This is a genomic window from Streptomyces sp. NPDC059866, assembly GCF_042731325.1.
Lineage (GTDB): Bacteria > Actinomycetota > Actinomycetes > Streptomycetales > Streptomycetaceae > Streptomyces > Streptomyces flavusporus.
Window position 1 is genome coordinate 150,573 of the sequence record NZ_JBHWJT010000006.1, and the last position, 24,225, is coordinate 174,797.

Annotated in this window: 19 protein-coding genes; 6 read left to right on the plus strand and 13 right to left on the minus strand. The window is 70.9% G+C overall.

The genetic code is table 11. The annotated features are described in order from the left end of the window. Positions 1 to 47: 47 nt before the first annotated feature. The gene (gene ppc / locus ACFV7R_RS11150) at positions 48 to 2,789 is read right to left on the minus strand and encodes a phosphoenolpyruvate carboxylase (protein WP_385262397.1); all 2,742 of its coding nucleotides are present in this window, start codon (positions 2,787 to 2,789) and stop codon (positions 48 to 50) included. 321 nt (positions 2,790 to 3,110) lie between these two features. Here ppc and ACFV7R_RS11155 point away from each other — a divergent pair, with 321 nt between their 5' ends. Both ACFV7R_RS11155 and ACFV7R_RS11160 read left to right on the plus strand, forming a co-directional pair. Beyond that, positions 3,111 to 4,130 carry an acyl-CoA desaturase gene (locus tag ACFV7R_RS11155; protein ID WP_385262400.1) on the plus strand — a complete coding sequence of 340 codons (1,020 nt, stop codon included), beginning with the start codon at positions 3,111 to 3,113 and terminating at the stop codon, positions 4,128 to 4,130. Continuing rightward, positions 4,127 to 4,804 (plus strand): TetR/AcrR family transcriptional regulator, encoded by a 678-nt coding sequence (locus ACFV7R_RS11160; protein WP_129799921.1) that lies wholly within the window; start codon positions 4,127 to 4,129, stop codon positions 4,802 to 4,804. Before ACFV7R_RS11155 ends, ACFV7R_RS11160 begins: the two co-directional genes overlap by 4 nt. 28 nt (positions 4,805 to 4,832) lie before the next feature. Here ACFV7R_RS11160 and ACFV7R_RS11165 read toward each other — a convergent pair whose 3' ends face one another. Then, positions 4,833 to 5,636, minus strand: coding sequence for a trans-aconitate 2-methyltransferase (locus ACFV7R_RS11165; protein ID WP_385262401.1), 804 nt, complete (start codon positions 5,634 to 5,636; stop codon positions 4,833 to 4,835). 103 nt (positions 5,637 to 5,739) lie between these two features. On the opposite strand from ACFV7R_RS11165, the gene tamR reads away from it, so the two are divergent. Then, positions 5,740 to 6,237: a MarR family transcriptional regulator TamR gene (gene tamR / locus ACFV7R_RS11170; RefSeq protein ID WP_129799922.1), complete on the plus strand. Its 498-nt coding sequence runs from the start codon at positions 5,740 to 5,742 to the stop codon at positions 6,235 to 6,237. A 176-nt stretch (positions 6,238 to 6,413) separates the two neighbouring features. On the opposite strand, the gene ACFV7R_RS11175 is transcribed toward tamR, so the two are convergent. After that, positions 6,414 to 7,193, minus strand: coding sequence for a LuxR C-terminal-related transcriptional regulator (locus ACFV7R_RS11175; RefSeq protein WP_385262404.1), 780 nt, complete (start codon positions 7,191 to 7,193; stop codon positions 6,414 to 6,416). 295 nt (positions 7,194 to 7,488) lie between these two features. Here ACFV7R_RS11175 and ACFV7R_RS11180 point away from each other — a divergent pair, with 295 nt between their 5' ends. After that, positions 7,489 to 7,944 carry a GNAT family N-acetyltransferase gene (locus ACFV7R_RS11180; RefSeq protein WP_385262833.1) on the plus strand — a complete coding sequence of 152 codons (456 nt, stop codon included), beginning with the start codon at positions 7,489 to 7,491 and terminating at the stop codon, positions 7,942 to 7,944. 198 nt (positions 7,945 to 8,142) lie between these two features. On the opposite strand, the gene galK is transcribed toward ACFV7R_RS11180, so the two are convergent. The 3 genes from galK to galT are packed head-to-tail and all read right to left on the minus strand — an operon-like array spanning position 8,143 to position 11,367. Continuing rightward, the gene (gene galK / locus ACFV7R_RS11185) at positions 8,143 to 9,318 is read right to left on the minus strand and encodes a galactokinase (protein WP_385262405.1); all 1,176 of its coding nucleotides are present in this window, start codon (positions 9,316 to 9,318) and stop codon (positions 8,143 to 8,145) included. 28 nt (positions 9,319 to 9,346) lie between these two features. Next, positions 9,347 to 10,309 carry a UDP-glucose 4-epimerase GalE gene (gene galE / locus ACFV7R_RS11190; protein ID WP_385262407.1) on the minus strand — a complete coding sequence of 321 codons (963 nt, stop codon included), beginning with the start codon at positions 10,307 to 10,309 and terminating at the stop codon, positions 9,347 to 9,349. After that, positions 10,306 to 11,367, minus strand: coding sequence for a galactose-1-phosphate uridylyltransferase (gene galT, locus ACFV7R_RS11195; protein WP_224735018.1), 1,062 nt, complete (start codon positions 11,365 to 11,367; stop codon positions 10,306 to 10,308). The genes galE and galT overlap by 4 nt, the downstream gene beginning before the upstream one ends. 212 nt (positions 11,368 to 11,579) lie before the next feature. Here galT and ACFV7R_RS11200 point away from each other — a divergent pair, with 212 nt between their 5' ends. Next, entirely contained in the window at positions 11,580 to 13,259 is a 1,680-nt protein-coding gene (locus tag ACFV7R_RS11200; RefSeq protein WP_385262409.1) for a sodium:solute symporter family protein, read from the plus strand. Between the two features lie 21 nt (positions 13,260 to 13,280). Then, positions 13,281 to 13,601 (plus strand): hypothetical protein, encoded by a 321-nt coding sequence (locus tag ACFV7R_RS11205; RefSeq protein ID WP_385262410.1) that lies wholly within the window; start codon positions 13,281 to 13,283, stop codon positions 13,599 to 13,601. A 170-nt stretch (positions 13,602 to 13,771) separates the two neighbouring features. Here ACFV7R_RS11205 and ACFV7R_RS11210 read toward each other — a convergent pair whose 3' ends face one another. From ACFV7R_RS11210 to ACFV7R_RS11240, 7 genes are all read right to left on the minus strand, one after another. Beyond that, positions 13,772 to 14,485, minus strand: a complete 714-nt coding sequence (locus ACFV7R_RS11210; RefSeq protein WP_385262412.1) for a LuxR C-terminal-related transcriptional regulator — start codon at positions 14,483 to 14,485, stop codon at positions 13,772 to 13,774. Between the two features lie 254 nt (positions 14,486 to 14,739). Further along, positions 14,740 to 16,587, minus strand: coding sequence for a PQQ-binding-like beta-propeller repeat protein (locus tag ACFV7R_RS11215; RefSeq protein WP_385262413.1), 1,848 nt, complete (start codon positions 16,585 to 16,587; stop codon positions 14,740 to 14,742). A 49-nt stretch (positions 16,588 to 16,636) separates the two neighbouring features. After that, positions 16,637 to 18,427 carry a PQQ-binding-like beta-propeller repeat protein gene (locus ACFV7R_RS11220; RefSeq protein WP_385262415.1) on the minus strand — a complete coding sequence of 597 codons (1,791 nt, stop codon included), beginning with the start codon at positions 18,425 to 18,427 and terminating at the stop codon, positions 16,637 to 16,639. Positions 18,428 to 18,666: 239 nt separating this feature from the next. Beyond that, the gene (locus ACFV7R_RS11225) at positions 18,667 to 20,472 is read right to left on the minus strand and encodes an ABC-F family ATP-binding cassette domain-containing protein (RefSeq protein WP_385262417.1); all 1,806 of its coding nucleotides are present in this window, start codon (positions 20,470 to 20,472) and stop codon (positions 18,667 to 18,669) included. 253 nt (positions 20,473 to 20,725) lie between these two features. Continuing rightward, a complete protein-coding gene (locus tag ACFV7R_RS11230; RefSeq protein WP_385262419.1) occupies positions 20,726 to 21,628 on the minus strand; it encodes a 4-(cytidine 5'-diphospho)-2-C-methyl-D-erythritol kinase in 903 nt (300 codons plus the stop codon). Further along, positions 21,629 to 22,516, minus strand: coding sequence for a 16S rRNA (adenine(1518)-N(6)/adenine(1519)-N(6))-dimethyltransferase RsmA (gene rsmA, locus ACFV7R_RS11235; protein ID WP_385262421.1), 888 nt, complete (start codon positions 22,514 to 22,516; stop codon positions 21,629 to 21,631). A 224-nt stretch (positions 22,517 to 22,740) separates the two neighbouring features. After that, positions 22,741 to 24,147 carry a ubiquitin-like domain-containing protein gene (locus ACFV7R_RS11240; protein WP_385262423.1) on the minus strand — a complete coding sequence of 469 codons (1,407 nt, stop codon included), beginning with the start codon at positions 24,145 to 24,147 and terminating at the stop codon, positions 22,741 to 22,743. Positions 24,148 to 24,225: the final 78 nt, after the last annotated feature.

A 24,225-nucleotide genomic window follows, 5' to 3' on the forward strand; every position in this document is an offset into this window, starting at 1 on the left:
CCCGTGCTCGTACAGCACGGGGGCACCGTCATGTCCGAGCCAGCCGGTCAGCCGGTGTTGCGCAGGCCGGCGGCGACGCCGTTGACCGTCAGCAGCAGGGCCCGCGCCAGCAGCGGATCGGGCTCGGCGCCCGCGGCCGCTGCGTCGCGCTGGCGCTTCAGGAGGGCGACCTGGAGGTAGGAGATGGGGTCCAGGTAGGCGTCGCGGATGGTGAAGGTCTGCTTCAGGACGGGCTGGGCGTCGAGAAGTTCGTCCTCGCCGGTGATGCGGAGGATCTCCCGCACGGTCAGTTCGTGCTCGGCGCGGATGGTGTCGAAGACGTGCTTGAGCTCGTCGGGGACGAGGGTGTCGACGTAGTGCCCGGCGATCCGCAGGTCCGTCTTGGCCAGCGTCATCTCGACGTTGGAGACGAAGTTGCGGAAGAAGTGCCACTGCTCGTGCATCTCGTCGAGCACGGTGTCCAGGCCCGCCTCGCGCAGCGCCTTCAGGCCGGAGCCGACGCCGAACCAGCCGGGGACGATCTGCCGGGACTGGGTCCAGCCGAACACCCACGGGATGGCCCGCAGTCCGTCCAGGCCCGCCCCCGAGTCGGGGCGGCGGGACGGCCTCGACCCCAGATGCAGATCGGCGAGCTGGTCGACCGGCGTGGAGGCGAAGAAGTACGCCGGCAGGTCCGGATCCTCCACCAGCCTGCGGTACGCCGCGTGCGCCGCGTCGCTGACCACGTCCATCGCCGCGTCCCAGCGGGCCAGCGCCTCCCCGGACTGGCGGGGCGCGGTGTGCAGGGCGGAGGCCTGCAGGGTCGCGGCCACCGTCAGCTCCAGGTTCTCCCTGGCCAGCGACGGGATCAGGTACTTGTCGGAGATGACCTCGCCCTGCTCGGTCACCTTGATCTCGCCCTCCAGGGTGCCCCAGGGCTGGGCGAGGATCGCGTCGTGGGTGGGGCCGCCGCCACGGCCGACGGTGCCGCCGCGGCCGTGGAAGAGACGCAGCCGCACGCCGTAGCGGTGGGCGACGTCACGCAGCCGCCGCTGGGCGCGGTGGATCTCCCACTGCGAGGTCGTGATGCCGCCGAACTTCGAGGAGTCGGAGTAGCCGAGCATGACCTCCTGCACATCGCCCCTGAGGGCGACCAGGCGCCGGTAGGACGGGTCGGCGAGCATGTCCTCGAGGATGGAGTCGGCGGCCTTGAGCTCGTCCGTCGTCTCCAGCAGCGGCACGATGCCGATCTTCGCCCAGCCGGCGTGCAGGTCGATCAGGCCGGCCTCGCGGGCCAGCACCGCCGCCGCGAAGACGTCGTCGGCGCCCTGGCACATCGAGATGATGTACGACTCGATGACCTCGGGCCCGAACACCTCCAGGGCCCGCTTGACCGTCCGGAAGACGCCGAAGGTCTTCTCGCCGGCCGCGTCGACGGGCGCGGGCGTCGGGGCCAGCGGCCTGCGCGACCTGAGTTCCTTGGCGAGCAGCTTCGTACGGTAGTCGCGCGGCATGTCCGCGTACCGCCAGGACTCCTCACCCAGCCGGTCGAACAGCTGGCCGAGGGCGTGGTGGTGGGCGTCCGCGTGTTCGCGTACGTCCATGGTGGCGAGCTGGAGGCCGAAGGCGGCCAGCGTGCGGATGGTGCGGTCCAGGCGGCCGTCGGCGAACAGTCCGCCGCGGTGCTCGCGCAGGGAGGTCTGGATCAGCTTGAGGTCGTGGAGCAGCTCGCTGGTGCCGAGGTAGTCGCGGCCCGCCTCGTGCGGGATGCCCTTGGCGAGGCGCTGCTTGGTGTTCTCCAGCTTCTGCCGGATGCAGGTGGCCTTCAGGCGGTAGGGCTCCTCGGCGTTCAGCCGCTTGTAGCGGGGGCTGATCTCGGGGAGCCGCTCCAGGTCCGCCTGGAGGGAGTCCAGCAGTTCCTCGGTGGCGCCCGTGTACCTGATGGAGTTCGACAGGAAGCCGCGCAGCTCGTCGATCATCTCCAGGGCGTCGTTGATGCCGTGCTCGTGCTGGAGGATCAGCACCTCCCAGGTGACCTCGGGGGTCACGTTGGGGTTGCCGTCGCGGTCGCCGCCGATCCAGGTGCCGAAGGTGAGCGGGCGGGTGTCGTCGGGGAGCCTGACGCCGACGCGCTCCAGCTCGGCGGTGAGGTCCTCGAGGACGTCACCGACGGCGCCCGCGTGCAGCTCGTCGAGGTAGTAGATCGCGTTGCGGGCCTCGTCGGCCGGTTCGGGGCGTACGACCCGCAGTTCGTCGGTCTGCCATACGAGGTCGATGTTCTCGGCCAGACGGATGTCGTGGCGGCGCCGGTCGGCGTCGATGACGGGGGTGTCCAGCAGCGCGGCGACGCGCCGCAGCTTGTTCAGGACCGAACGGCGGGCGGCCTCCGTGGGGTGGGCCGTGAACACCGGACGAACATTGAGGTGGCGGACCGTCTCCCGCAGGTGCTCCGGGTCGGCGTCCTTCAGCCGGTCCGCCGTACGGGAGAGCAGTCCGCCCTCGGCGGCGCGCCTGGCGCGCAGTTCACGGCCGCGGTGGACCTGCTCGGTGACGTTGGCCAGGTGGAAGTACGTGGAGAAGGCGCGGACCAGCTTGGCCGCCGTCTCCAGTTCGGTGCCGCGCAGCAGTTCGGCGGCGGCCTCGCCGTCCTCGCGGGTGAGGCGGCGCACCTTCTCTACGAGTTCCAGCAGCTCAGGGCCCTCCTGGCGGACGAGTGTCTCACCGAGGAGGTCGCCCAGCCGGCGGATGTCGGCACGCAGCTCGGTGCTGGTCGCCGTGGTGCGCGTAGTCAGGTCGTCGGCACTGCTCACAGGTGCGGCTCCTTGCAGTGTTGAAGCTCGTCTGAAGCTCGTGAGGGAGGGAACCCGGTGACCCGTTCGCGCGGCGGGGTGCCGCATACGGGCCGGATCATCCGGGAAGTAAACAGAGCGGACCGCGCTGTCCGACCGACTCCAGGATAGGTGTCGGCCGGGACGCGCAGCTCACGGGCTCTTGCCGCCGGGCGGCGCACTGACATACTTACGACGCCGTAGGTTACGGAACCGTAGGAAAGGCTCTTTCGAGCCCCTCTCGCGGACTTCCCCCAGCCACGGCACCTATCTCAACCCTCGAAACCCCACAGGGGACGCCCCATGACCACGAGCTCCGATGTGATCGACGACGCCCCGAAGGCGACCTCCCAGGACATCTCCGCCTCCCAGCCGGCCGGCACCCTGGGCGGTGACCGCAAGGGTTCGGCGGAGCAGATCGCGCTTCTGCTCTTCATCATCGTCCCGTTCCTCGCGCTGATCGCGGCGGTGCCGCTGGCGTGGGGGTGGGGCGTGAGCTGGCTGGACCTCGGCCTGCTGGTCTTCTTCTACTTCCTCGGCTGTCACGGCATCACGATCGGTTTCCACCGCCATTTCACCCACAGTTCGTTCAAGGCCAAGCGGCCCCTGAAGATCGCGCTGGCGATCGCGGGCTCGCTGGCGGTCGAGGGCCCCCTGGTGCGCTGGGTGGCCGACCATCGCAAGCATCACAAGTTCTCCGACGCGGAGGGCGACCCGCACTCGCCGTGGCGTTACGGCGAGACCGTGCCGGCCCTGATGAAGGGCCTGTGGTGGGCGCACATCGGATGGATGTTCGACGAGGAGCGCACGCCGCAGGACAAGTACGCGCCGGACCTGATCAAGGACCGGACGCTGCGGAACATCTCCCGTCAGTTCATCCTGTGGACGGTGGTGTCCCTGGCCCTGCCGGCGCTGATCGGCGGCCTGGTGACGATGTCCTGGTGGGGCGCGTTCACCGGGTTCTTCTGGGGTTCACTCGTCCGGGTGGCGCTGCTGCATCACGTGACGTGGTCGATCAACTCGATCTGCCACGCGGTCGGCAAGCGCCCGTTCAGGTCGCGTGACCGCTCGGGCAACGTGTGGTGGCTGGCGATCCTGTCCTGCGGCGAGTCCTGGCACAACCTGCACCACGCCGACCCGACCTCGGCGCGGCACGGTGTGGAGCGCGGCCAGATCGACTCCTCGGCCCGGCTGATCCGCTGGTTCGAGCTGGCCGGGTGGGCCTACGACGTGCGCTGGCCGTCACGCTCGCGTATCGATTCCCGCCGGAACACCGGGGGAGACAGCTCCCGGCGCGGGCGGGAGACCGCCGAGGCGGCATGATTGACGGCGTGGCGACCGACTCCAGCAGCACTTCCAGCAACGAGAAGCCGCGGCGCACGCGCCGTACCCGTATGACCGGTGCGGAGCGTCGCCAGCAGCTGCTGGAGATCGGTCGCACCCTCTTCGCCGCGAAGGGCTTCGAGGGCACGTCGGTGGAGGAGATCGCCGCGAAGGCGGGCGTCTCGAAACCGGTGGTGTACGAGCACTTCGGCGGCAAGGAGGGCCTGTACGCGGTGGTCGTGGACCGCGAGATGCGGCGCCTGCTGGACATGGTGACCAGCTCGCTGACCGCAGGCCATCCGCGTGAGCTGTGCGAACAGGCGGCGTTCGCGCTGCTGGACTACATCGAGGAGTACACGGACGGTTTCCGCATCCTGGTCCGTGACTCCCCCATCCCGCAGTCGACCGGCTCCTTCGCGTCTCTCATCTCGGACATCGCCACCCAGGTGGAGGACATCCTGGGCCGCGAGTTCAAAAGCCGCGGCTTCGACCCCAAGCTCGCTCCCCTCTACGCCCAGGCCCTGGTCGGCATGGTCGCCCTGACCGGCCAGTGGTGGCTGGAGGTACGCCGCCCGAAGAAGGCGGAGGTGGCGGCCCACCTGGTGAACCTGGCGTGGCACGGCCTGGACGGGCTGGAGCAGAAGCCGCGGCTGATCGGGCACCGGAAGAGCTGATCCGGGGGCCGCCCGACGGCGGTGATCATCACGTCTCCTTGCGGGCGACGGCGAAGATGCGGCGGAAGGGGAACGGGGTGCCGTGCCTGCCGGCCGGGTAGGCGCGGCGCAGGGCGGCCCGGTAGTCGTTCAGGAACTCGTCCTTCGCCGCGGGGTCGTCCGCGAGGGCGGTGAGGACGGGGCGCAGGCCGGTGCCCTTCACCCAGTCCAGGACGGGGTCCTCGCCGGTCAGCAGATGGATGTACGTGGTCTCCCAGACGTCGGCCGTACAGCCGAGGGCGGTGAGGTGCTCCAGGTAGGCCTCGGGCGCCAGGACCGCCTCGTCGTGGCGCAGGACACCCGAGAGGCGGGGGTGGGCGGCGGCGAGGTCGCGCATCAGGCGGTGGCTGGGGGCGTCGAAGTTGCCGGGGACCTGGAAGGCGAAGGTGCCGCCGGGGGCGAGGGCGGCGATCCAGTCGCCGAAGCGGTCGGCGTGGCCGGGCACCCACTGGAGCGTGGCGTTGCTGATGATCAGGTCGTGCGGCTCCGTCGGCGTCCAGGTGCGCACGTCCGCGGGGGCGAAGTCGAGGCGGCCGCCGGCCGGGGTGGGGCCCGCCTGGGCCCGGGCGTCGGCGAGCATCTCCGGGGAGTTGTCGTAGCCGGTGATGTGCGCGGTGGGCCAGCGCCGGGCGAGCAGGGCGGTGACGTTGCCGGGGCCGCAGCCGAGGTCGGCGATGCGGGGCCGGTCGGCGGGGAGGTCCGGGACGTGGGCGAGGAGGTCGGCGAAGGGGCGGGCGCGGTGGCCGGCGTGACGCAGGTACTGGGCGGGGTCCCAGGTGGCGGCGGCAGACATGGCGGGCCTTCCTTGAAGTCACCGTAGGTCGGCCCCAGCTTGCCTCTCAAGGTATCTTGACGTCAAGAGACTTCACGTCGACACAACCACTACACTGATCGCCATGGAGGACGAGGTCGATCGGCTGGTTGCAGCATGGCGCCGGGAGCGCCCGGACCTCGACGTGGAACCGCTCGAGGTGCTCAGCCGGGTGAGCAGACTCGCCCGGCACCTGGACCGCGCACGCCGGCTGGCCTTCGCCGAGCACCACCTGGAGCCCTGGGAGTTCGACGTCCTGACGGCACTGCGCCGTGCGGGCACCCCGTACCAGCTCTCCCCCGGACAGCTGCTGACCCAGACCCTGGTCACCTCGGGCACGATGACAAACCGTATCGACCGCCTGGCGAAGAAGGGCCTGGTGGAACGCCTGCCCGACCCCAGCGACCGGCGTGGCGTCCTGGTCCGCCTCACCGACGAGGGCCGGGACCGCGCCGACCAGGCACTGGCGGGCCTGCTGGACCAGGAGCGGGCGATCCTCGCGGAACTGTCCCACGCCCAGCGCAGCGAACTGGCGGCGCTGCTACGCCAGTTGACCGCCCCGTTCGACAACATCCCCGGCTGATGGCCTGCCGGGCGGATCGTGGCGGAGACGCGGGGTCTGGCACGCACATCTGCGGCGTTGTCGTCGGTCGCCGATTCCCCCACTCTCGGCTGCGCTCGAGCGGGGGGACCCCCATCGCATCGACTCCCTCCTCCGCCTTGCAGCTGCACGCCCCAGACCCCGCTCACCGGCACTGATCAGGCACTGCTGCTTTCCTCCACCCCGATCCGCCCGGCAGGCCCCAGGTCCACGGGCCCGACCCCCGCTCTACGCGCCAGTGCGACGGCGGCGAGGGTGGAGTGGACGCCGAGCTTGCCGAGGACGTTCTGCATATGCGTCCGCACGGTGTGCGGGGACAGATACAGCCGCTCGGCGACGGCCTTGCGCCCGAGCCCCGCGACCATGCACCGCAGCACCTCCCGCTCCCGCGGGGTGAGGGACTCCACCAGCCGCTCGCTCTCGGTGCGGTGCTTCCGGGCGGCCGTCAGCTCGCGCAGCACCCCGGTGAGCAGGGCGGGCGGCAGATGCGTCTCGTCGCGCAGCACACCTCGTATGACCGTGAGCAGCCGGGACAGCGAACAGTCCTTGGCGACCCACCCGCCGGCCCCCGCCTGCAGGGCGAGTGCGGCACGCCGCGGATCGTCCTTCTCGGCGAGCACGACGATCCGCGCCGCGGGCTGCGCCGACCGGACCGCCGTGACGAGGGAGATCCCGTCCACCACCCCGTCCACGCCGCCCTCCTGCACGGGCACGGGCACGGCGGGCCGCACCGCGGGTACGTTCCCGCCCAGATCGGCGTCGACGAGCAGTACGTCGAACCGGCGGCCCTCGGCGGCCGCGCGCTCCAGGCTGCGCAGCGCGGCGGGACCGCTGCCGGCCGCGGAGACGTCGACGTCGGGCTCGGCGGCCAGGGCCGCGGCGAGGGACTCGGCGAAGATGCGGTGGTCGTCGACGACCAGGACTCGGATGCGAACCACAAAACCCCCTTCCCCACGCTCTCCAAGAGCAGGGGATCCATCGTCGGGAGCCGCCGACCGGTGCGGATACGACGCCCGAAGCGCTCCCGGGTTGTTGTTTCTGCCGTTCCCCAGGACAGGGTCGCCGCAGCCGCACGGCCGCCGCCGTGCAGACACTGCTACCCCCACTTCGGGCGTCGTACCCGACTTGTCTCGCCCCCTGAACAGCACCGGCCCCCACCGGTGCCGTTCATCAGGGTACGGCCGGGTGCCAGGAGCGGAAGGTAATTTGCAGAACTGGTTGTCCGACGCGTTTATGGTGAGCCGCATGTTTCGTATGGAGACAGAAGTCGACAAATCCCGGCGCGATCTTCTCCGCACCCGGCTCCGCAACAGCAATACGACCGCGTCCCCCGTCCTGCGCGACCTGCGCGGAACCCCCGCCGAACGCGAAGTCCCCCTCCACGTGTGGGTCTTGGACGGCTCGGACGCCCTGGCGGGCGGGCTGGTGGGGCATACGTGGGCGGCGTGGCTGCACGTGACGTACCTGTGGGTCGACGAACGCCACCGGGGTGCGGGGCTGGGTTCGCGACTGCTGTCCGAGGCGGAGCGGGTGGCGCGGGCGGAACGGGGCTGCTCGGCGTCCCGGCTGGAGACGTGGGACTTCCAGGCGCCGAAGTTCTACGAGAAACAGGGGTACGACGTGGTGTGCGCGATCCCGGACTATCCGCCGGGGATCACGGAGTTCACGCTGACCAAGCGGCTGGGCTGAGACGGGCCGACCCCGTCGGCCTCACCGGCGTCGTCCGCCTCGCCGAGGAGTTCCGCGGCCGGGTCGTCGCCCGCCAGGATCCCGACTTCGACACGGCTGTCGCCGCGGCCGTCACCGAGATCCGCATCGCCCTCGTGTCGCCCGTCCGGTTCGCGGGCGGCGGGACCGGGTTCTGAAACCGGCACCGCCGCTCCGGCGTCAGCGCACCCGCCGCGCCCCCGCCGAAGGCACCGCCTCGAACACCCGTGGCGCGGTGAAGCCGGCGGCTGCGAAGGCCTCCTCCACCGCCTTGGTGATGGTGTCCACGTCGGCGACATCCGCCAGCACGATCGCCGAACCCCCGAAGCCGCCGCCCGTCATGCGGGCGCCCAACGCCCCCGCGGAAAGAGCCGTGTCGACGACCAGGTCCAGCTCGGGGCAGGAGATGCGGAAGTCGTCGCGCAGCGAGGCGTGGCCCTCGGTGAGGACCGGGCCGATCGCGCGGGTCTCGCCCGATTCCAGCAGGGCGACGACTCGCTCGACTCGTTCGTCCTCCGTGACCACGTGGCGGACCAGGCGGCGGACCTCCTCCTCGTCGCCCAGGCGGGCCAGCGCCGCGTCCAGTTCGGCGTAGGGGATGTCGCGGAGGGCGTCGACGCCCAGCAGGGCCGCGCCCTTCTCGCAGCCCGCGCGCCGCTTGCCGTACTCGCCGGTGCTGTGTTCGTGCTTGACCTGGGTGTCGACGACCAGCAGGCGCATGCCCTCGGCCGCGAGGTCGAAGGGGATCTGGCGCTGGGAGAGGTCGCGGGTGTCCAGGAACAGGGCGTGGCCCGCGGTGCAGCAGGCGGAGGCCGTCTGGTCCATGATGCCGACCGGGGCGCCGACGTAGACGTTCTCGGCGCGCTGGCACAGACGGGCCAACTGCCAGCCCTTCAGGTCCAGTTCGTAGAGGTCGTTGAGCGCGAGGGCGATCACCACCTCCAGCGCCGCCGACGACGACAGGCCCGCGCCCGCCGGGACCGTGGAGGTCAGGTGGACGTCCGCGCCGCTCACCTCGTGGCCGGCCGCGCGCAGCGCCCAGACCACGCCCGCCGGGTACGCCGTCCAGTTCCGGTCCGACTCCGGCCCCAGGGCGTCGACGTCCAGTTCGACGACGCCGCCCTCGACGTCCGACGAGTGCAGACGCAGTACGCCGTCGTCGCGGCGCGAGACCGCGGCGACCGCGGTGTGCGGCAGCGCGAACGGCATCACGAAGCCGTCGTTGTAGTCGGTGTGCTCGCCGATGAGGTTGACCCGGCCCGGTGCGGCCCACACGCCGTCCGGTTCGGCCCCGTACAACTCCTTGAACCGCTCGGCGACAGTCCCTGCGGCGATCTCGCCGGCCTCGCTGCTCATACCCCTGACCCCTGACCTTCCGTACGTTCTACTTGCCGTGCCGCTGCGCGAAGTCCCACGCGTCCGCGACGATTCCCGCGAGGTCCGCGCGGGACGGGTTCCAGCCGAGGCGGGCGCGGGCCGTGTCGGCCGACGCCACCAGGACCGCCGGGTCGCCGCCGCGGCGCGGGGCCACGACCTCGGGGATCGGGTGGCCGGTGACCTGCCGGACCGTCTCGATGACCTGGCGGACGGAGAAGCCGTTGCCGTTGCCGAGGTTGCAGATCAGGTGCTCGCCCGGGGTCGCCGCCGTCAGGGCCAGCAGGTGCGCCTCGGCCAGGTCGGCGACGTGGATGTAGTCGCGGACGCAGGTGCCGTCGGGCGTCGGGTAGTCGTCGCCGTAGACGGAGATCGCGTCGCGCCTGCCCTGGGCGACCTGGAGGACCAGCGGGATGAGGTGCGACTCGGGGTCGTGGCGCTCGCCGAACGCGCCGTAGGCGCCCGCGACGTTGAAGTAGCGCAGCGACACCGCGCCCAGGCCGTGGGCCTTCGCCTCGCCGGTGATCATGTGGTCGACGGCGAGCTTGGAGGCGCCGTAGGGGTTCGTCGGGGCGGTGGGCGCGGTCTCGACGATCGGGACCTGCTCCGGTTCGCCGTACGTGGCCGCCGTGGAGGAGAAGACCAGCCTGCGTACGCCCGCCTCGCGCATCGCGCCGAGCAGGGCCATCGTGCCGCCGACGTTGTTGTCCCAGTACTTCTCCGGCTTCACGACCGACTCGCCGACCTGGGAGGACGCGGCGAAGTGGAGCACGGCGTCGTACGAGGAGTCCAGCCATTTGGCGGCGTCCCGGATGTCGCCCTCGACGAAGGCGGCGCCGGCGGGCACGCCCTCGCGGAAACCGGTCGAGAGGTTGTCGAGGACCGTCACCTCGTGACCGGCCTCCAGCAGATGCTGGGCGACCACGCTGCCGACGTATCCCGCACCACCCGTGACCAGGTACTTCCCGCTCATGAACTCGCTACCTCTCGCAGTCGCTCGGCCGCGCGCTCCGGCGGCACGTCGTTGATGAACACGCTCATGCCGGATTCGGAACCCGCGAGAAACTTCAGCTTGCCGGACGTACGGCGGATGGTGAAAAGCTCCAGGTGAAGCGCGAAGTCGTCACGGCTGACGCCCTCGAACTCCTCCAGCTGGCCGAACGGGGCCTGGTGCCAGGCCGCGATGTACGGCGTGGGCGGTTCACCTTCGCCGAAGATCCGGTCGAAGCGCCTCAAGAGTTCCAGATAAACCTGGGGGAATTCTGAACGCGCCGCCTCGTCGAGCCCGAGCAGATCCGGCACCCGGCGGCGCGGGTACAGGTGGACCTCGTACGGCCAGTGGGCGGCGTACGGCACGAAGGCCACCCAGTGTTCACTCGCGAGGACGATCCGCTCGTCGGCGAGTTCACGCTCCAGGACGGCGTCGAAGAGGTTCTCCCCGCCCGTCGCCTCCTTGTGGGCCGCGAGCGAGCGGAGCATCAGGGCGGTGCGGGGGGTGGTGAAGGGGTAGGCGTAGATCTGCCCGTGCGGGTGACCCAACGTGACGCCGATCTCGGCACCGCGATTCTCGAAGCAGAACACCTGTTCCACGGAGGGCTGATGGGACAGCTCGGAGGTGCGGTCGGTCCACGCGTCCAGGACCAGCCCGGCCTGTTCCTCGCTCAGGTCGGCGAAGGAGGCGTTGTGGTCGGAGGTGAAGCAGACGACCTCGCAGCGGCCGGAGTCGCCGGCCAGCGAGGGGAAACGGTTCTCGAAGACCACGACGTCGTACGACGAGTCGGGGATCTCGCTCAGCCGGTCGCCCTGCGTCGGGCACAGGGGGCACTCGTCGGCCGGCGGGTGGTAGGTGCGGCCCTGGCGGTGGGAGGCGATGGCGACCGCGTCGCCGAGCAGCTCGTCACGGCGGATCTCGGAGGTCGTGACGGTCCGGTCCAGCGGACGGCGGTCGACCGCGTCGCGCACGGCGTCGTCGCGCAGGTCGTAGTAGATCAGCTCACGACCGTCGGCGAGACGGGTCGAGGTCTTCTTCACCGCGGACTCCTCATTCGAGCCACCCAAGCAATCAACAGAACTCAACACACCAAAACACAACTCACCACGACAGTCAACATCACAATCAATCAGAGTTCGACATCTGACGTGTTCAATTGGCGAACGCGGAGGCGTAGGTTCCGCTCTGGATCAGTTCAGGAACCGGTTCGGCTCAGTTCCCGCAACGAAGTCCCGCAACGAAGCGAGTGCGCATGGAAACCCCCACATACCTGGCCGCCGAGCTACGGCTCCCCACCAACTGGCTCGACTACACGATCCTCGGCATCTACTTCGTCGTCGTCCTCGGCATCGGCTTCGCCGCCCGCCGATCGGTCAAGACCAGCCTCGACTTCTTCCTGTCCGGCCGCTCCCTGCCCGCCTGGGTCACGGGTCTGGCGTTCATCGCGGCCAACCTCGGCGCCACCGAGATCCTCGGCATGGCCGCCAACAGCGCGCAGTACGGCGTCTACACCACCCACTGGTACTGGGTCGGTGCCATCCCCGCCATGGTCTTCCTCGGCCTGGTGATGATGCCGTTCTACTACGGCTCCAAGGTCCGCTCGGTTCCCGAGTTCCTGCTGCTGCGCTTCGACAAGGGAGCGCACCTGCTCAGCTCGATCCTGTTCGCCTGCGCCTCCATCCTGATCGCCGGCGTCAACCTCTACGCCCTCGCGATCGTCGTCGAGGCGCTGCTCGGCTGGCCGCAGTGGGTGGCGATCGTGATCGCCGGCTTCTTCGTGCTGGCGTACATCACCCTGGGCGGTCTGTCGTCGGCGATCTACAACGAGGTGCTGCAGTTCTTCGTCATCCTCGCCGCGCTCATCCCGATCTCGGTGCTCGGCCTGAAGAAGGTCGGCGGCTGGGACGGGCTGTCCGACACACTGACCGAACGCCGCGGCGAGAACTTCATGACCGCGTGGGGCGGCACCGGCATCGGCCACGACAACCCGCTCGGCGCGAACTGGCTGACGATCGTCCTGGGCCTGGGGTTCGTGCTGTCGTTCGGCTACTGGACGACGAACTTCGCGGAGGTGCAGCGCGCGCTGTCGGCGAGGAACCTGTCCGCGGCGCAGCGTACGCCGCTGATCGCCGCGTTCCCGAAGATCTTCATCGTCTTCCTGGTGATGATCCCGGGCCTGGTCGCCGCGGCGCTGGTGCCGCAGATCGGTACGCCCGAGTCGGGCCTGCAGTACAACGACGCGATCCCGTACCTCATGCAGGACCTGTTGCCCAACGGCGTCCTGGGCATCGCGGTCACCGGTCTCCTGGCGGCCTTCATGGCGGGCATGGCGGCCAACATCTCGGCCTTCAACACCGTCTTCACGTCCGACATCTGGGCGAAGTACGTGGTGAAGGGCCGCGAGGACGAGTACTACGTGCGGTTCGGGCGGCTCATCACGGCGATCGGTGTGCTCGCGTCCATCGGCACGGCGTTCCTCGCCTCGTCGTTCTCGAACATCATGGCGTACCTCCAGACGCTGTTCTCCTTCTTCAACGTCCCGATGTTCGTCGCCTTCATCATCGGCATGTTCTGGAAGCGGGCGTCCGCGAAGTCCGGCTTCTGGGGTCTGCTCGCCGGCACCACCGCCGCGATGGTGAACTACTTCGTCTTCTACAAGCAGGGCGTCATCGGCATCCCCACCGACCAGGGCGCCAACTTCGTCTCCGCGATCGCAGGGTTCGTCGCCGGTGCGGTGGTCATGGTGGCCGTGTCGCTCTTCACCGCGCCGAAGCCCGCGGAGGAACTCCAGGGGCTGGTCTACGGCACCCGGGCTCCCGGTGTGGCCGAGCCGCCCGCCGTGGGCGACGACGCGTGGTACCGCAAGCCGGCGCTGCTCGGCTGGGGTGCCGTGATTCTGGCCGCCGTCTGCTACATCCCGTTCTCGTTCTGACCGCGGGAGGATTGAGAGACCATGTCCGAGGACCACGGATTCTCCGAGAAGGACGTCCAGCGGGAAGTCACCGAGCTGGAGGGCAAGTCCGCTACCGCCGCACGGCTGTTCGACATCCGTCGGACCATCGGTGCGCTGTTCGTGATCTACGGCGTCATCGTCACGATCGCCGGGCTGACCGACGATGACGCGGCGATCGCCAAGGCGGAGGGGGTGAACGTCAACCTGTGGACCGGGGTGGGGATGCTGCTGCTCGGGTTGTTCTTCCTGGCGTGGCTGAAGCTGCGGCCGCTGGCTCCGCCGGCGGCTGTCCCGCCGGACGATCGGGCGAAGGAGCAGTGAACGTCGGCGAGCTGTTTCGGTGACCCGGCGCGGCGGGGGGGGCCGCCCGCGCCCACCCGTGCCGCCCTGGGGGTCCCCCCAGGCCCTTAAGGCACTGGGGGGGAGGCACGACTGCCCGCGGCTTGGCGGGGTGGTTGCGGCACGCCCGGCGGCTGGGCGGTGGGTGGTTCTCAGTGCTCGGTGTCCGGTGCGCTGTTCTGTGGTGGCGGGTGTTGGAGGGTCGGGGTTGCTCGGTCCAGCAGGCCGGTGCGGGCTGCCAGGGCCGCGGCCTCCAGGCGGGAGCCGACGCCCAGCTTCATCAGGACGCGCTGGACGTGGGTGCGGGCGGTGGAGGGGGCGATGCCCATGCCCGCGGCGATCAGGCGGGTGTCCTCGCCGTCGGCCACACGGACCAGGACCTCGATCTCCCTCGGCGTGAGCATCTGCAGCAGCCGCTGGCCCTCGTCGTCGGGCTGGGCCGCGGGGTTGAGCAGTTCGCTGAACGCCCCCTGCAGGAGCTGCGGCGCGACGGCCGCCTCGCCTCCCCTCGCCTTCATGATCGCCCGCTCGACGCCCTCTATGCGCTCGTCGTGACGGACGTAGCCGGACGCGCCCGCCGCGAAGGCCGCGGCTATTCCGCGCGGGCTCGGTACCGGGCCCAGCACCACCACTGCCACCTGCGGCCGCTCCCGCTTGATCCGTACCACCGGGTCGAACGCCCCCGGCTCGGCCGGTGTCGCCGTACCCAGCAGGCACACCTCCGGCGCCCGGGCGATCACCAGCTCCGCCGCCCCCGCGGCAGGCGCCGCCGCGGCCAGCACCCGGTGCCCCCGCAGCTTCAGCGCCGAGGCCAGTGCCTCCGCGAGCAATCGGTGGTCGTCGACCACCATGAGCCGCACTCCCATCAACCCCCCAGTCCCCCCGATGGACGCCCACTATGGATGCCCACAGGTCCCCACGGACAGACCCCGAGCACGCAGGCCCCCCGGCACTGCGCCTTCATGCCCCCGGAAGCTACACGCTTGTTCGACGTTGCGCTGCCCCTACCGGTGAGAAGTGCCCCGGATCGCCGAAATTCCTCTCATTCGAGGGTGTTGAGCGGTACGCGCACGGCCCCGCCCCTGAGCAGGGACGGGGCCGTGACGACAGCTCGTCGCGCTCAGCCGCTCGTGCCGAACGCGATCGCCAGGTACTCCTGGCTGCCCGAGCTCGATCCGCTCGCGTACACGTCGGACATGTACAGGTGCCCCTGTGCGTAGAGGATCTCCGAGTACTCCGGAGACATGGTGGTCTCCACGTCCCGCACCGAGTCCGTCGCCGGGTTCTCCAGCAGCGTCGTCTGCTTGAAGCTGCCGCCGTCGATGCTGACGATCTGCCCGCCCTTGTCGTACGGCGGACGCTTGTACGCGATCACGTTGCCGCCGTCCATACGCAGCGGCGTGATCGTGTAGCCGTCGCCCGCGTCGGCGCGCTGGCCGGTCTGCTTGCCGGTGGCCAGATCGAAGACGACGATCTCGTTGGTCCGGCTGTACTCGCCGGAACCGTCGTGCTCCTCGGTCGGCAGGTACAGCCGGTCGTTGCCGATCGCGATACCGGAGCAGTCCTCGATCCGGGTGATGCCGTCGCACTCGGCGGCGTAGTTGTCGCCCGGCGCGGAGATACGGGTGAGCAGCTTGCCGGTCTTGTTGTCGATGGAGAAGAAGTCCGAGATGCCGCTGCCGTCGCCCGCGGAGTCGCCCACGTCGGCCGCGACGACCAGCGGGTCGGTCGACACGACGCTGGCGTACTCGATGCCCCTGGACATCTTGTACTCGGAGATGACGTTCCCGGACTTCGGGTCGATGGTCTGGATGTGCAGCTCGCGCTCGTCGTACGAACCGCACTTGCGCACGGCGACGAGCTTGGCGCCGCCGCCGTACCCGGAGTCGTAGCAGGTGTCCGCCGGCTTCGGCTTCCACAGCGCGTCGCCGGTGGCGAGGTCGAAGGCGGCACCGCCACTGGAGCTGCCGACGGCGACCGTGTTCGCGCTGACGGTGACGTTGTCGAAGCTGATCGGCTGGTCACCGGAGGTGGCGGTCTTGGTCCACAGCTTCTTGCCCGTGTCGAGGTCGATCGCCGCGACCTGGCTGCAGCCCTCGGAGGAGTTCTTGGCGGGCATCTTCGGCTGGAAGAGGACGGCCGTCTTGTTGTCCTGGGAGACGTGCCGGCTGGCTTCGCAGACCGGGCCGGGCAGCGGGATCGTCCACAGCTTGGTGCCCTTGTCGGGGTCGTAGCCGACGATCTCGGCGATGCCGCTCTTGGCGTACACCTTGTCGGTGAGCCAGGAGCCCTCGACCACGACGCTGTCGTCCTTGGCGACCTCGGGCTGCGGGATCTGGAACAGCACCTTGGAGCTCGGGTCGGACGGCACCTTCTCCGAACCCTTTGAGGAGGAGCCGCCCTTGTCGTCGCCGCCGGTGCCGCCGCTGGAGTTCGCGGTGTCGTCCTTGCCCTTGTCGCCGGAGGAGTTCGCGTACCAGACGCCGCCGCCGATGATCACGGCGATCGCGACGACGGCCGCGACGATGATGAGCAGCTGCGCGTTCGGCTTCCGGCCGCCACCGGCCGGCCCGCCGGCCTGTACGTGCATCGGCATGCTCTGCTGCGGATAGCCGTAACCGGGCTGCCGGCCGTACGGGTTCGGCTGCTGGCCCGGGTAGCCGTACGGGCTCGGCTGCTGGCCGGGATAGCCGTAGCCGGGGGGCGGAGTGCCCTGCGGGGGCTGCGGCGGGCCCTGAGGCGGCTGCGGTGCGGCGGCGGGCGCCTGCGGGTAGCCGTAGCCGGGCTGTCCCTGCGGAGGCTGCGGAGGCTGCGGGGGCTGCTGAGCCGGCGGCGGGGGCGTCTGCGGGGACTGGGGCGCGCCGAAGCCGGGCGGCTGCTGCGGGGGCTGGTCCTGGGGGGACTGCGGGGCGCCGAAACCTCCCCCCTGCGGGGGCTGGTTGGGCGGCGGGGGCGGCGGCTGGGTCATGACGTGGGTACCTCGGAGATACGGGGACGGAGGAAGTCGGGGGAGCGCGTCACTTGCCGTAGGCGAGCATCAGCTTCTCCTTCGCCTCGTCGTCGCCGGACAGGCGCGTGGAGGAGACGTAGAAGCGGCCGTCCACCCAGTCGATGTCCCGCGAGAAGAAGCTGTCCTCGACGTCCGCCGCGCCGGCGGGGTTCTGCAGGAGCTTCGCCGGCTTGTGGCTGCTGCCGGTCGTCGGGATGGACACGATCTGGCCGCCGGCGTCGTACGACGCCTCGACGTAGGCGATGAGCTTGCCGCCCTCGGTCTTCAGCGGCAGCATCGACTCGTCCGCGGGGGACTTGACGCGCCACTTCTCCTTGCCGTTGGCGAGGTTGATCGCGACGATCTCGTTGGCGCCGCCGGTGGCCTCGGTGGGCAGGTAGAGCGTGTTCGCGTCGGCGGCGACGCCCCCGCAGCCGGTCAGGTCGCGCTGGAGGACGGACCAGCCGCAATCGGGGGCGAAGTCCTCGTCGACGCCGACCTGGGAGCGGAACCCGCCCTTGGCGTCGAGCGTGGAGATGTTCCACGCGTCCTTGTCCTCGTTGGTGCTGTAGACGACCAGCGGGTCCACGGAGTAGGTGCGGGCGACCCGCCAGCCCTTGTCGAACTTCTGGGTCCACAGGACCCGGCCGGTGCGCGGGTCCAGCTCCTGGATCTCGTCGTGCTCGTTCGACGTGGCCGCCCCGCAGGACGCGACGGAGATCAGCCGGCTGCCGCCCGCGAACGCGGACGGGAAGCAGGCGTCGCCGTACCTCTTCTTGTCGAACAGCTTTTTGCCGCTGGCCATGTCGTACGCCGTGCCGGACTGCGAGCGGCCCACCATCAGCGTGTTGCCGGTCAGCGACAGCTCGATGGTGAGCGCGCTGTCGAACAGCGCGCCGTCGGCGACCTCACCGCTCCAGCCCTTCGCGCCGGTGTTGAGGTCGACCTGCTGGATCTGGTTGCACTTGGCGCGGTCGCTGGCGCCGTTCATGTACGCCACGACGATCTTGTCGTCGGCCGTCTTCTGCGGGGTGGCCGCGCAGATCTTCTGCGGGAAGGTGATGGGGTCCCAAGCGGGGTTGCCGTCACCGACGTTGAAGGCGAGGAGCTGCTTGTACGCCGCCTTCACCGCCGTCTTGTCGGTGATCCACATGCCGGGGGCGTCGGCGCCGGAACCGGGCGCGTCGGGCGCCTCCTTGTACCAGAGCACCTTCGCCTCGCCCGCCTGGCGGCCCGCGTTGAGGTCCTCCGGGTCCTCGCCGCCGTCACCGCTTCCGTCCCCGGGGTTGACCGGGTCGTCGGAGGCGGTGGGCTCGGCGTCGTCGCTCGGCCCGGCGACCGGCTTCTTCTTCCCGTCGTCGTCACCGCCGCTGGTCACCGCGAACACGGTGCCGCCGATGACGAGCAGCGCCGCCACCGCGGCACCGATCACCAGGGCGGTCCGGCCCTTGAAGGGGTTGCGCGAGCCGGAGCCGGGCGGCTGGGCGCCGGGGTACTGGGGCTGGGGGTAGCCGTAGCCGGGCTGCTGGCCGTACGGGCCGGGCTGCTGCGGCTGGCCGTACGGGCCCTGGGCGTTCGGCTGCCCGTAGGGGCCGGGGGTGCCGTACGGGCCCGGCTGGGCGTACGGACCGGGCTGCTGCTGCGGATAGCCGTAACCCGGCTGCGGGGCGCCCTGCGGGGGCGGCGGCGTCTGGGGCGGCTGGGCGGGCGGAGGGGGTGTGCCCTGCCGCGGGTCCTGTGGTGCGCCGAAGCCGCCCGGCGGCGGGTCCTGTGGCGCGCCGAAGCCGCCGTTCGGCGGCTGGTTGGGCGGCTGGGTCATCAGCGGTTCCCCCTTGTGGCTGATGAGCATGTGCCCGATGTGGCCCGCGCCCGGTGGCGCTGTGTTTCCGCCACATCCATGCTTCTCAGACGGTTCTCAGACGGCATTTCTATCACCCGGGACCGACACAGCACGGGGCCGGATCCTGCCCTGTTCCCAAGGGAGGACCGGCCCGTGATGCCCTCGTTACGCGCCTTCACGCCCCCTTCACGAGGCGTGCGCGCCCCGCGCGCAGGTACTCAGGCGTCCTCGGCGAGTTCGAGCCAGCGCAGCTCCAGCTCCTCGCGCTCCCCCGTCAACTGCCGCAGCTCGGCGTCGAGTTCGGCCACCTTTGCGAAGTCCGTTGCGTTCTCGGCGATTTGGGCGTGCAGCTTGGTCTCCTTCTCGGAGATCCGGTCCAGCTGCCGCTCGATCTTCTGCAGCTCCTTCTTGGCGGCCCGCTGGTCGGCGGCGCTCTTCTCGGCCACGGGCTTCGCCGGGGCGGCCGGGGCGGACGCGGCGGCCGCCTCCTCCATCTTCCGGCGCCGCTCCAGGTACTCGTCGATGCCGCGCGGCAGCATCCGCAGCGTGCCGTCGCCGAGGAGGGCGTACACGCGGTCGGTGGTGCGCTCGATGAAGAACCGGTCGTGGGAGATGACGATCATCGAGCCGGGCCAGCCGTCGAGGACGTCCTCGAGCTGGGTGAGGGTCTCGATGTCGAGGTCGTTGGTCGGCTCGTCGAGGAAGAGGACGTTGGGCTCGTCCATGAGCAGGCGCAGCAGCTGGAGGCGGCGGCGCTCACCGCCGGACAGGTCGCCGACCGGCGTCCACTGCTTCTCCTTGTTGAAGCCGAACGTCTCGCACAGCTGGCCTGCGGTCATCTCGCGCCCCTTGCCGAGGTCGACGCGCTCGCGCACCCGCTGGACGGCTTCCAGGACCCGCCAGTTCGGGTCCAGCTCGGCGACCTCCTGCGACAGGTACGCGAGCTTGACCGTCTTGCCCACGGCGATCCGCCCGCCCGCCGGCTGCGCCTCGCCCTCCGTGCGGGCCGCGTCGGCCATGGCGCGCAGCAGGGAGGTCTTGCCGGCGCCGTTGACGCCGACCAGGCCGATGCGGTCGCCGGGGCCGAGGTGCCAGGTGACGTGCTTGAGCAGCACCTTGGGACCGGCCTGGACGGTGATGTCCTCCAGGTCGAAGACCGTCCTGCCGAGCCGGGAGGAGGCGAACTTCATCAGCTCGGAGCTGTCCCGGGGCGGCGGTACGTCCTTGATCAGCTCGTTGGCGGCCTCCACGCGGAAGCGCGGCTTGGACGTACGGGCGGGGGCGCCGCGGCGCAGCCAGGCCAGCTCCTTGCGGACCAGGTTCTGCCGCTTGACCTCCTCGGTCGCGGCGATCCGCTCGCGCTCGGCGCGGGCGAAGACGTAGTCGGAGTAGCCGCCCTCGTACTCGTACACCGCGCCGCGCTGGACGTCCCACATGCGGGTGCAGACCTGGTCGAGGAACCAGCGGTCGTGGGTGACGCAGACCAGGGCCGAGCGGCGCTCGCGCAGGTGCTGCGCCAGCCAGGAGATGCCCTCGACGTCGAGGTGGTTGGTGGGCTCGTCGAGGACGATCAGGTCCTGCTCGTCGATGAGCAGCTTGGCGAGCGCGATACGCCGCCGCTCACCGCCGGAGAGCGGCCCGATGACCGTGTCGAGGCCCTTCGGGAACCCCGGCAGGTCGAGCCCGCCGAACAGTCCGGTGAGCACGTCCCTGACCTTGGCGTTGCCCGCCCACTCGTGGTCGGCCATGTCGCCGATCACCTCGTGGCGGACGGTGGCCTCGGGGTCGAGGGAGTCGTGCTGGGTGAGCACGCCCATGCGCAGGCCGCCGGAGTGGGTGACCCGGCCGGTGTCGGCCTCCTCCAGCTTGCCGAGCATCCGGATCAGCGTGGTCTTGCCGTCGCCGTTGCGGCCGACGACGCCGATGCGGTCCCCTTCCGAGACGCCCAGGGAGATGCCGTCGAGAAGGGCGCGGGTGCCGTACACCTTGCTGACGTTCTCGACATTGACCAGATTGACGGCCATTTCGCTCCTGCTCGCGGGGATCGGTCAGCCTCCCAGCGTAGTCCGCGCCGGGAGGTGACCGATACGCGCAGGTCAGCGGGGTGCCGCTGCCACGCGGACCGCGGTGAGCAGGCCGTCGTCGCCGGAGTGGCGGCCCTCGTGGATGCCCCGCACGGTGGCCGCCGGGTCGGCGTCGGCCGCGACGAGCGCCGTACCGCCGTCCTCGCCGGTCGCGCAGCCGGCGGTCAGGGGCTGCCAGGCACCGTCGCCGTGGTCAGCCGAGCACCGTCGCCCCCGGCGCCGGCCCCGAAGCCGTACGCACCGTCCGGCACGTCCCCGACGCGCTCAGCGCCTCGGCCACCTTCGCCGCGGACTCGGGGTCGCGGGCGAGGAACGCGGTCGTCGGACCGGAGCCGGAGACCAGCGCGGTGAGGACGCCGGCGGCGCGGCCGGCCGCGAGGGTGCCGGCGAGCTCGGGGAACAGGGAGAGGGCGGCCGGCTGGAGGTCGTTGGACACGGCGGCGGCGAGCGCGTCCGGGTCACCCTTGGCCAAGGCGTCGAGGAGTGCCTGGGAGGCGACCGGCTCGGGGATGTCCATGCCCGCGCCGAGCCGGTCGAACTCCCGGAAGACCGCCGGGGTCGACAGCCCCCGGTCCGCCATCGCGAACACCCAGTGGAAGGTGCCGCCGACTTCGAGCGTCGTCAGCTTCTCGCCGCGCCCCGTACCCAGAGCCGCCCCGCCGACCAGGCTGAACGGCACGTCGCTGCCCAACTCGGCGCAGATGTCGAGCAGTTCGGCACGGGAGGCGCCCGTGCCCCACAGTGCGTCGCAGGCCAGCAGCGCACCCGCACCGTCCGCGCTGCCGCCCGCCATGCCGCCGGCCACCGGGATGTCCTTGGCGATGTGGATGTGCACGTCCGGGGTGCGGCCGTACCGCACGGCCAGCGCTTCGGCCGCGCGGGCCGCGAGGTTCGTGCGGTCCAGGGGGACCTGGCCGGCGTCCGGGCCCTCGCAGGTGACGCGGAGCTCGTCGGCCGCGGTGACCGTGACCTCGTCGTACAGCCCGACCGCCAGGAAGACGTTGGCCAGGTCGTGGAAGCCGTCGGGGCGGGCGGCGCCGACCGCGAGCTGGACGTTGACCTTGGCGGGGACACGTACGGTGACGCTCGCGCTCACTTACTCGGACTCCTTGTGCTGGGCGCCGGCTTCCTTGTGCTCCGCGATACGGGCGAACTCCTCGACGGTCAGCGCCTCGCCACGCGCCTGCGGCGAGACCCCGGCCGCGACGAGCGCCGCCTCGGCGGCCGCCGCCGAACCCGCCCATCCGGCGAGCGCGGCCCGCAGGGTCTTGCGGCGCTGGGCGAACGCCGCGTCGATCACGGTGAACACCTCGCGCTTCGTGGCGGTGGTCTTCAGCGGCTCGGGGCGGCGGGTGAGCGAGACGAGCCCGCTGTCGACGTTGGGCGCGGGCCAGAAGACATTGCGGCCGATGGCGCCGGCCCGCTTGACCTCGGCGTACCAGTTCGCCTTCACGGACGGCACGCCGTACACCTTCGAGCCGGGCGCCGCGGCGAGCCGGTCGGCGACCTCGGCCTGCACCATCACGAGGGTGCGCTCGATGCTCGGGAAGGTGTCCAGCATGTGCAGCAGGACGGGCACGGCGACGTTGTAGGGGAGGTTGGCGACCAGCGCCGTCGGGGGCGGGCCCGGCAGCTCGGTCACGTGCATCGCGTCGGAGTGCACCAGCGCGAAGCGCTCCGCGCGGTCCGGCATGCGGGCCGCGATCGTCGCGGGCAGTGCTGCGGCGAGTACGTCGTCGATCTCCACGGCGGTGACGCGGTCGGCGACCTCGAGCAGGGCGAGGGTGAGCGAGCCGAGCCCCGGGCCGACCTCGACGACCACGTCGTCGGGGCGGACGTCCGCGGTGCGGACGATGCGGCGGACCGTGTTGGCGTCGATGACGAAGTTCTGGCCGCGCTGTTTGGTGGGGCGTACGCCGAGGGCTTCCGCCAGGTCACGGATGTCGGCGGGGCCCAGGAGGGCGTCGGGGGTGGGGCTGGTCACCCGACAAGGGTACGGGGCGGTGGGTGGGTCGGGTGTTTCGGTTGCTCGGGGGTGGGGGTGCCGGCCGCGGGGGAGGGTCGCAGCCCGGCGTGACGGGGTGCCGCTGCGCCCACCCTCCCCCACTCTCGGCTTCGCTCGAGCGGGGGACCCCCATCGCCCTGGGGGCACCTCCCAGGCCCTTAAGGCACTGGGGGAGGCACGACTGCCCGCAGCTGGGTGTCGCGTTACGAGTGCAGGCGGCCCCCGCAGTGGGGCCAGGGGGCCGTGCCTCGGCGTACGTAGAGCTTCTTTGCCCGGAGGGTTTGTTCGGTAGCCGGGGCGTCCTGGGGGCGGCCGGTGCCGCCCAGGCTGTGCCAGGTGTGGGTGTCGAACTGGTAGAGGCCGCCGTACGTCCCCGAGGTGTCGACCGCGCCGGGGCGTCCCCCGGACTCACATGCCGCGAGGCCCTGCCAGTTGAGGTGGTCGGCGCTCTGCACGGACGTCGGCAACGGCTGCGTCCCCACCTTCACCACCTGCGTGGTCGGCTCGCGCACGACCTCGGAGCCGATCCGCCGCGGCTTCTGCCGGACCCCGTTCACGCTGCGCACGGAGTATGTGATCCGGCGCAGGCCCGGCTGCCCGGCCCGCTCGATGACCTCCGTGCCCCGGAAAACCGTCGGATCCTCGATCCGCCGCACCTGGAACGGGATCTGCTCCTCGATCACCTCCCTCGCGGCGGTGATCCGCAGCACGCTGACCGTCTGCCCGTCGCGCGGGAAGCTGTCGGCCGGGACGGAGGTCGTGTCCTGGCCGTGCAGGGTGATCCCGGCCTCGTCGACGACCTCGCCCACGGTGGCGGCGTTGGTGCGGATGGTGCGGGCGCGGCCGTCCGCCATGATCGTCACGGACCGCTCGGTGCGTACGTCGAGCGTGAGGCCCGCACGCCCGATACGCCGGGAGCGCGACGTGGACAGGTACGCGCCCTCCGCACGCACCCCCAGCTGCTTGAGCGCCCCTTCCACCGTGCGCGCCGTCGTCCACACCTCGCGCCGTTCGCCGTCGAGGGTGAGCCGGACGGGGCGCCCGTAGTGCACGGCGATCTCGTCGCCGTTGGCGAGTTCCGTGCCGGGGGCGGGTGTGACCACGTCGTGCGCCCCCACCTCCACGCCCTCCTCCACGAGCAGCTCGGTCACATCGTCGGCGAAGGTGTGCAGCCGGCGCGGTTCGCCGTCGACGCTCAGCTCGACGGCCTTGTCCTCGGCGACGAACGCGGTGGTGCCGCCGGCGAGGAAGGCGACGACCAGTGCCTGCGGGAGCAGGCGGCGCATGGAGCCCTCCGCGCGCTCGGCGTACCGCCCCCTGCGCCGGCGCCCACCCCGCCGCTCCACTCCGGCGCGCGACCCGCCCTGCCGGGGCAGCACAGGATCGGGCCTCTCGTAAGCGGGCCGGTACGTGTCACCGTCCGTGTCGTATGTGTCGTATGTGTCATACGTGGCGCCATACGCCAGCGTCGGCGCACTGTGCACATCAAAACCGGCGTACGCCGACGGCTCATAGGTGCCATACGCCTCGTGGGTCTCATATGGCCCGTACGGCTCATATGTCTCATACGGCTCATACGGCTTGTACATCTCGAACTGCGAGTTGCTCACACCGACACGCTCCAGGGGCCGGAGGGGTCCGGATCGGGCCCCCAGAACCTAGCCGAGCGGTCGTCACTCTCCAAAACG

Excerpts from the sequence above, each read along its gene's own strand:
- ACFV7R_RS11155 (WP_385262400.1), top strand. The coding sequence starts at position 3,111 with ATGACCACGAGCTCCGATGTGATCGACGACGCCCCGAAGGCGACCTCC.
- ACFV7R_RS11160 (WP_129799921.1), top strand. The coding sequence starts at position 4,127 with ATGATTGACGGCGTGGCGACCGACTCCAGCAGCACTTCCAGCAACGAG.
- ACFV7R_RS11165 (WP_385262401.1), bottom strand. The coding sequence starts at position 5,636 with ATGTCTGCCGCCGCCACCTGGGACCCCGCCCAGTACCTGCGTCACGCC.
- tamR (WP_129799922.1), top strand. The coding sequence starts at position 5,740 with ATGGAGGACGAGGTCGATCGGCTGGTTGCAGCATGGCGCCGGGAGCGC.
- ACFV7R_RS11180 (WP_385262833.1), top strand. The coding sequence starts at position 7,489 with ATGGTGAGCCGCATGTTTCGTATGGAGACAGAAGTCGACAAATCCCGG.
- galK (WP_385262405.1), bottom strand. The coding sequence starts at position 9,318 with ATGAGCAGCGAGGCCGGCGAGATCGCCGCAGGGACTGTCGCCGAGCGG.
- galE (WP_385262407.1), bottom strand. The coding sequence starts at position 10,309 with ATGAGCGGGAAGTACCTGGTCACGGGTGGTGCGGGATACGTCGGCAGC.
- ACFV7R_RS11200 (WP_385262409.1), top strand. The coding sequence starts at position 11,580 with ATGGAAACCCCCACATACCTGGCCGCCGAGCTACGGCTCCCCACCAAC.
- ACFV7R_RS11205 (WP_385262410.1), top strand. The coding sequence starts at position 13,281 with ATGTCCGAGGACCACGGATTCTCCGAGAAGGACGTCCAGCGGGAAGTC.
- ACFV7R_RS11210 (WP_385262412.1), bottom strand. The coding sequence starts at position 14,485 with ATGGGAGTGCGGCTCATGGTGGTCGACGACCACCGATTGCTCGCGGAG.
- ACFV7R_RS11215 (WP_385262413.1), bottom strand. The coding sequence starts at position 16,587 with ATGACCCAGCCGCCGCCCCCGCCGCCCAACCAGCCCCCGCAGGGGGGA.
- ACFV7R_RS11220 (WP_385262415.1), bottom strand. The coding sequence starts at position 18,427 with ATGACCCAGCCGCCCAACCAGCCGCCGAACGGCGGCTTCGGCGCGCCA.
- ACFV7R_RS11225 (WP_385262417.1), bottom strand. The coding sequence starts at position 20,472 with ATGGCCGTCAATCTGGTCAATGTCGAGAACGTCAGCAAGGTGTACGGC.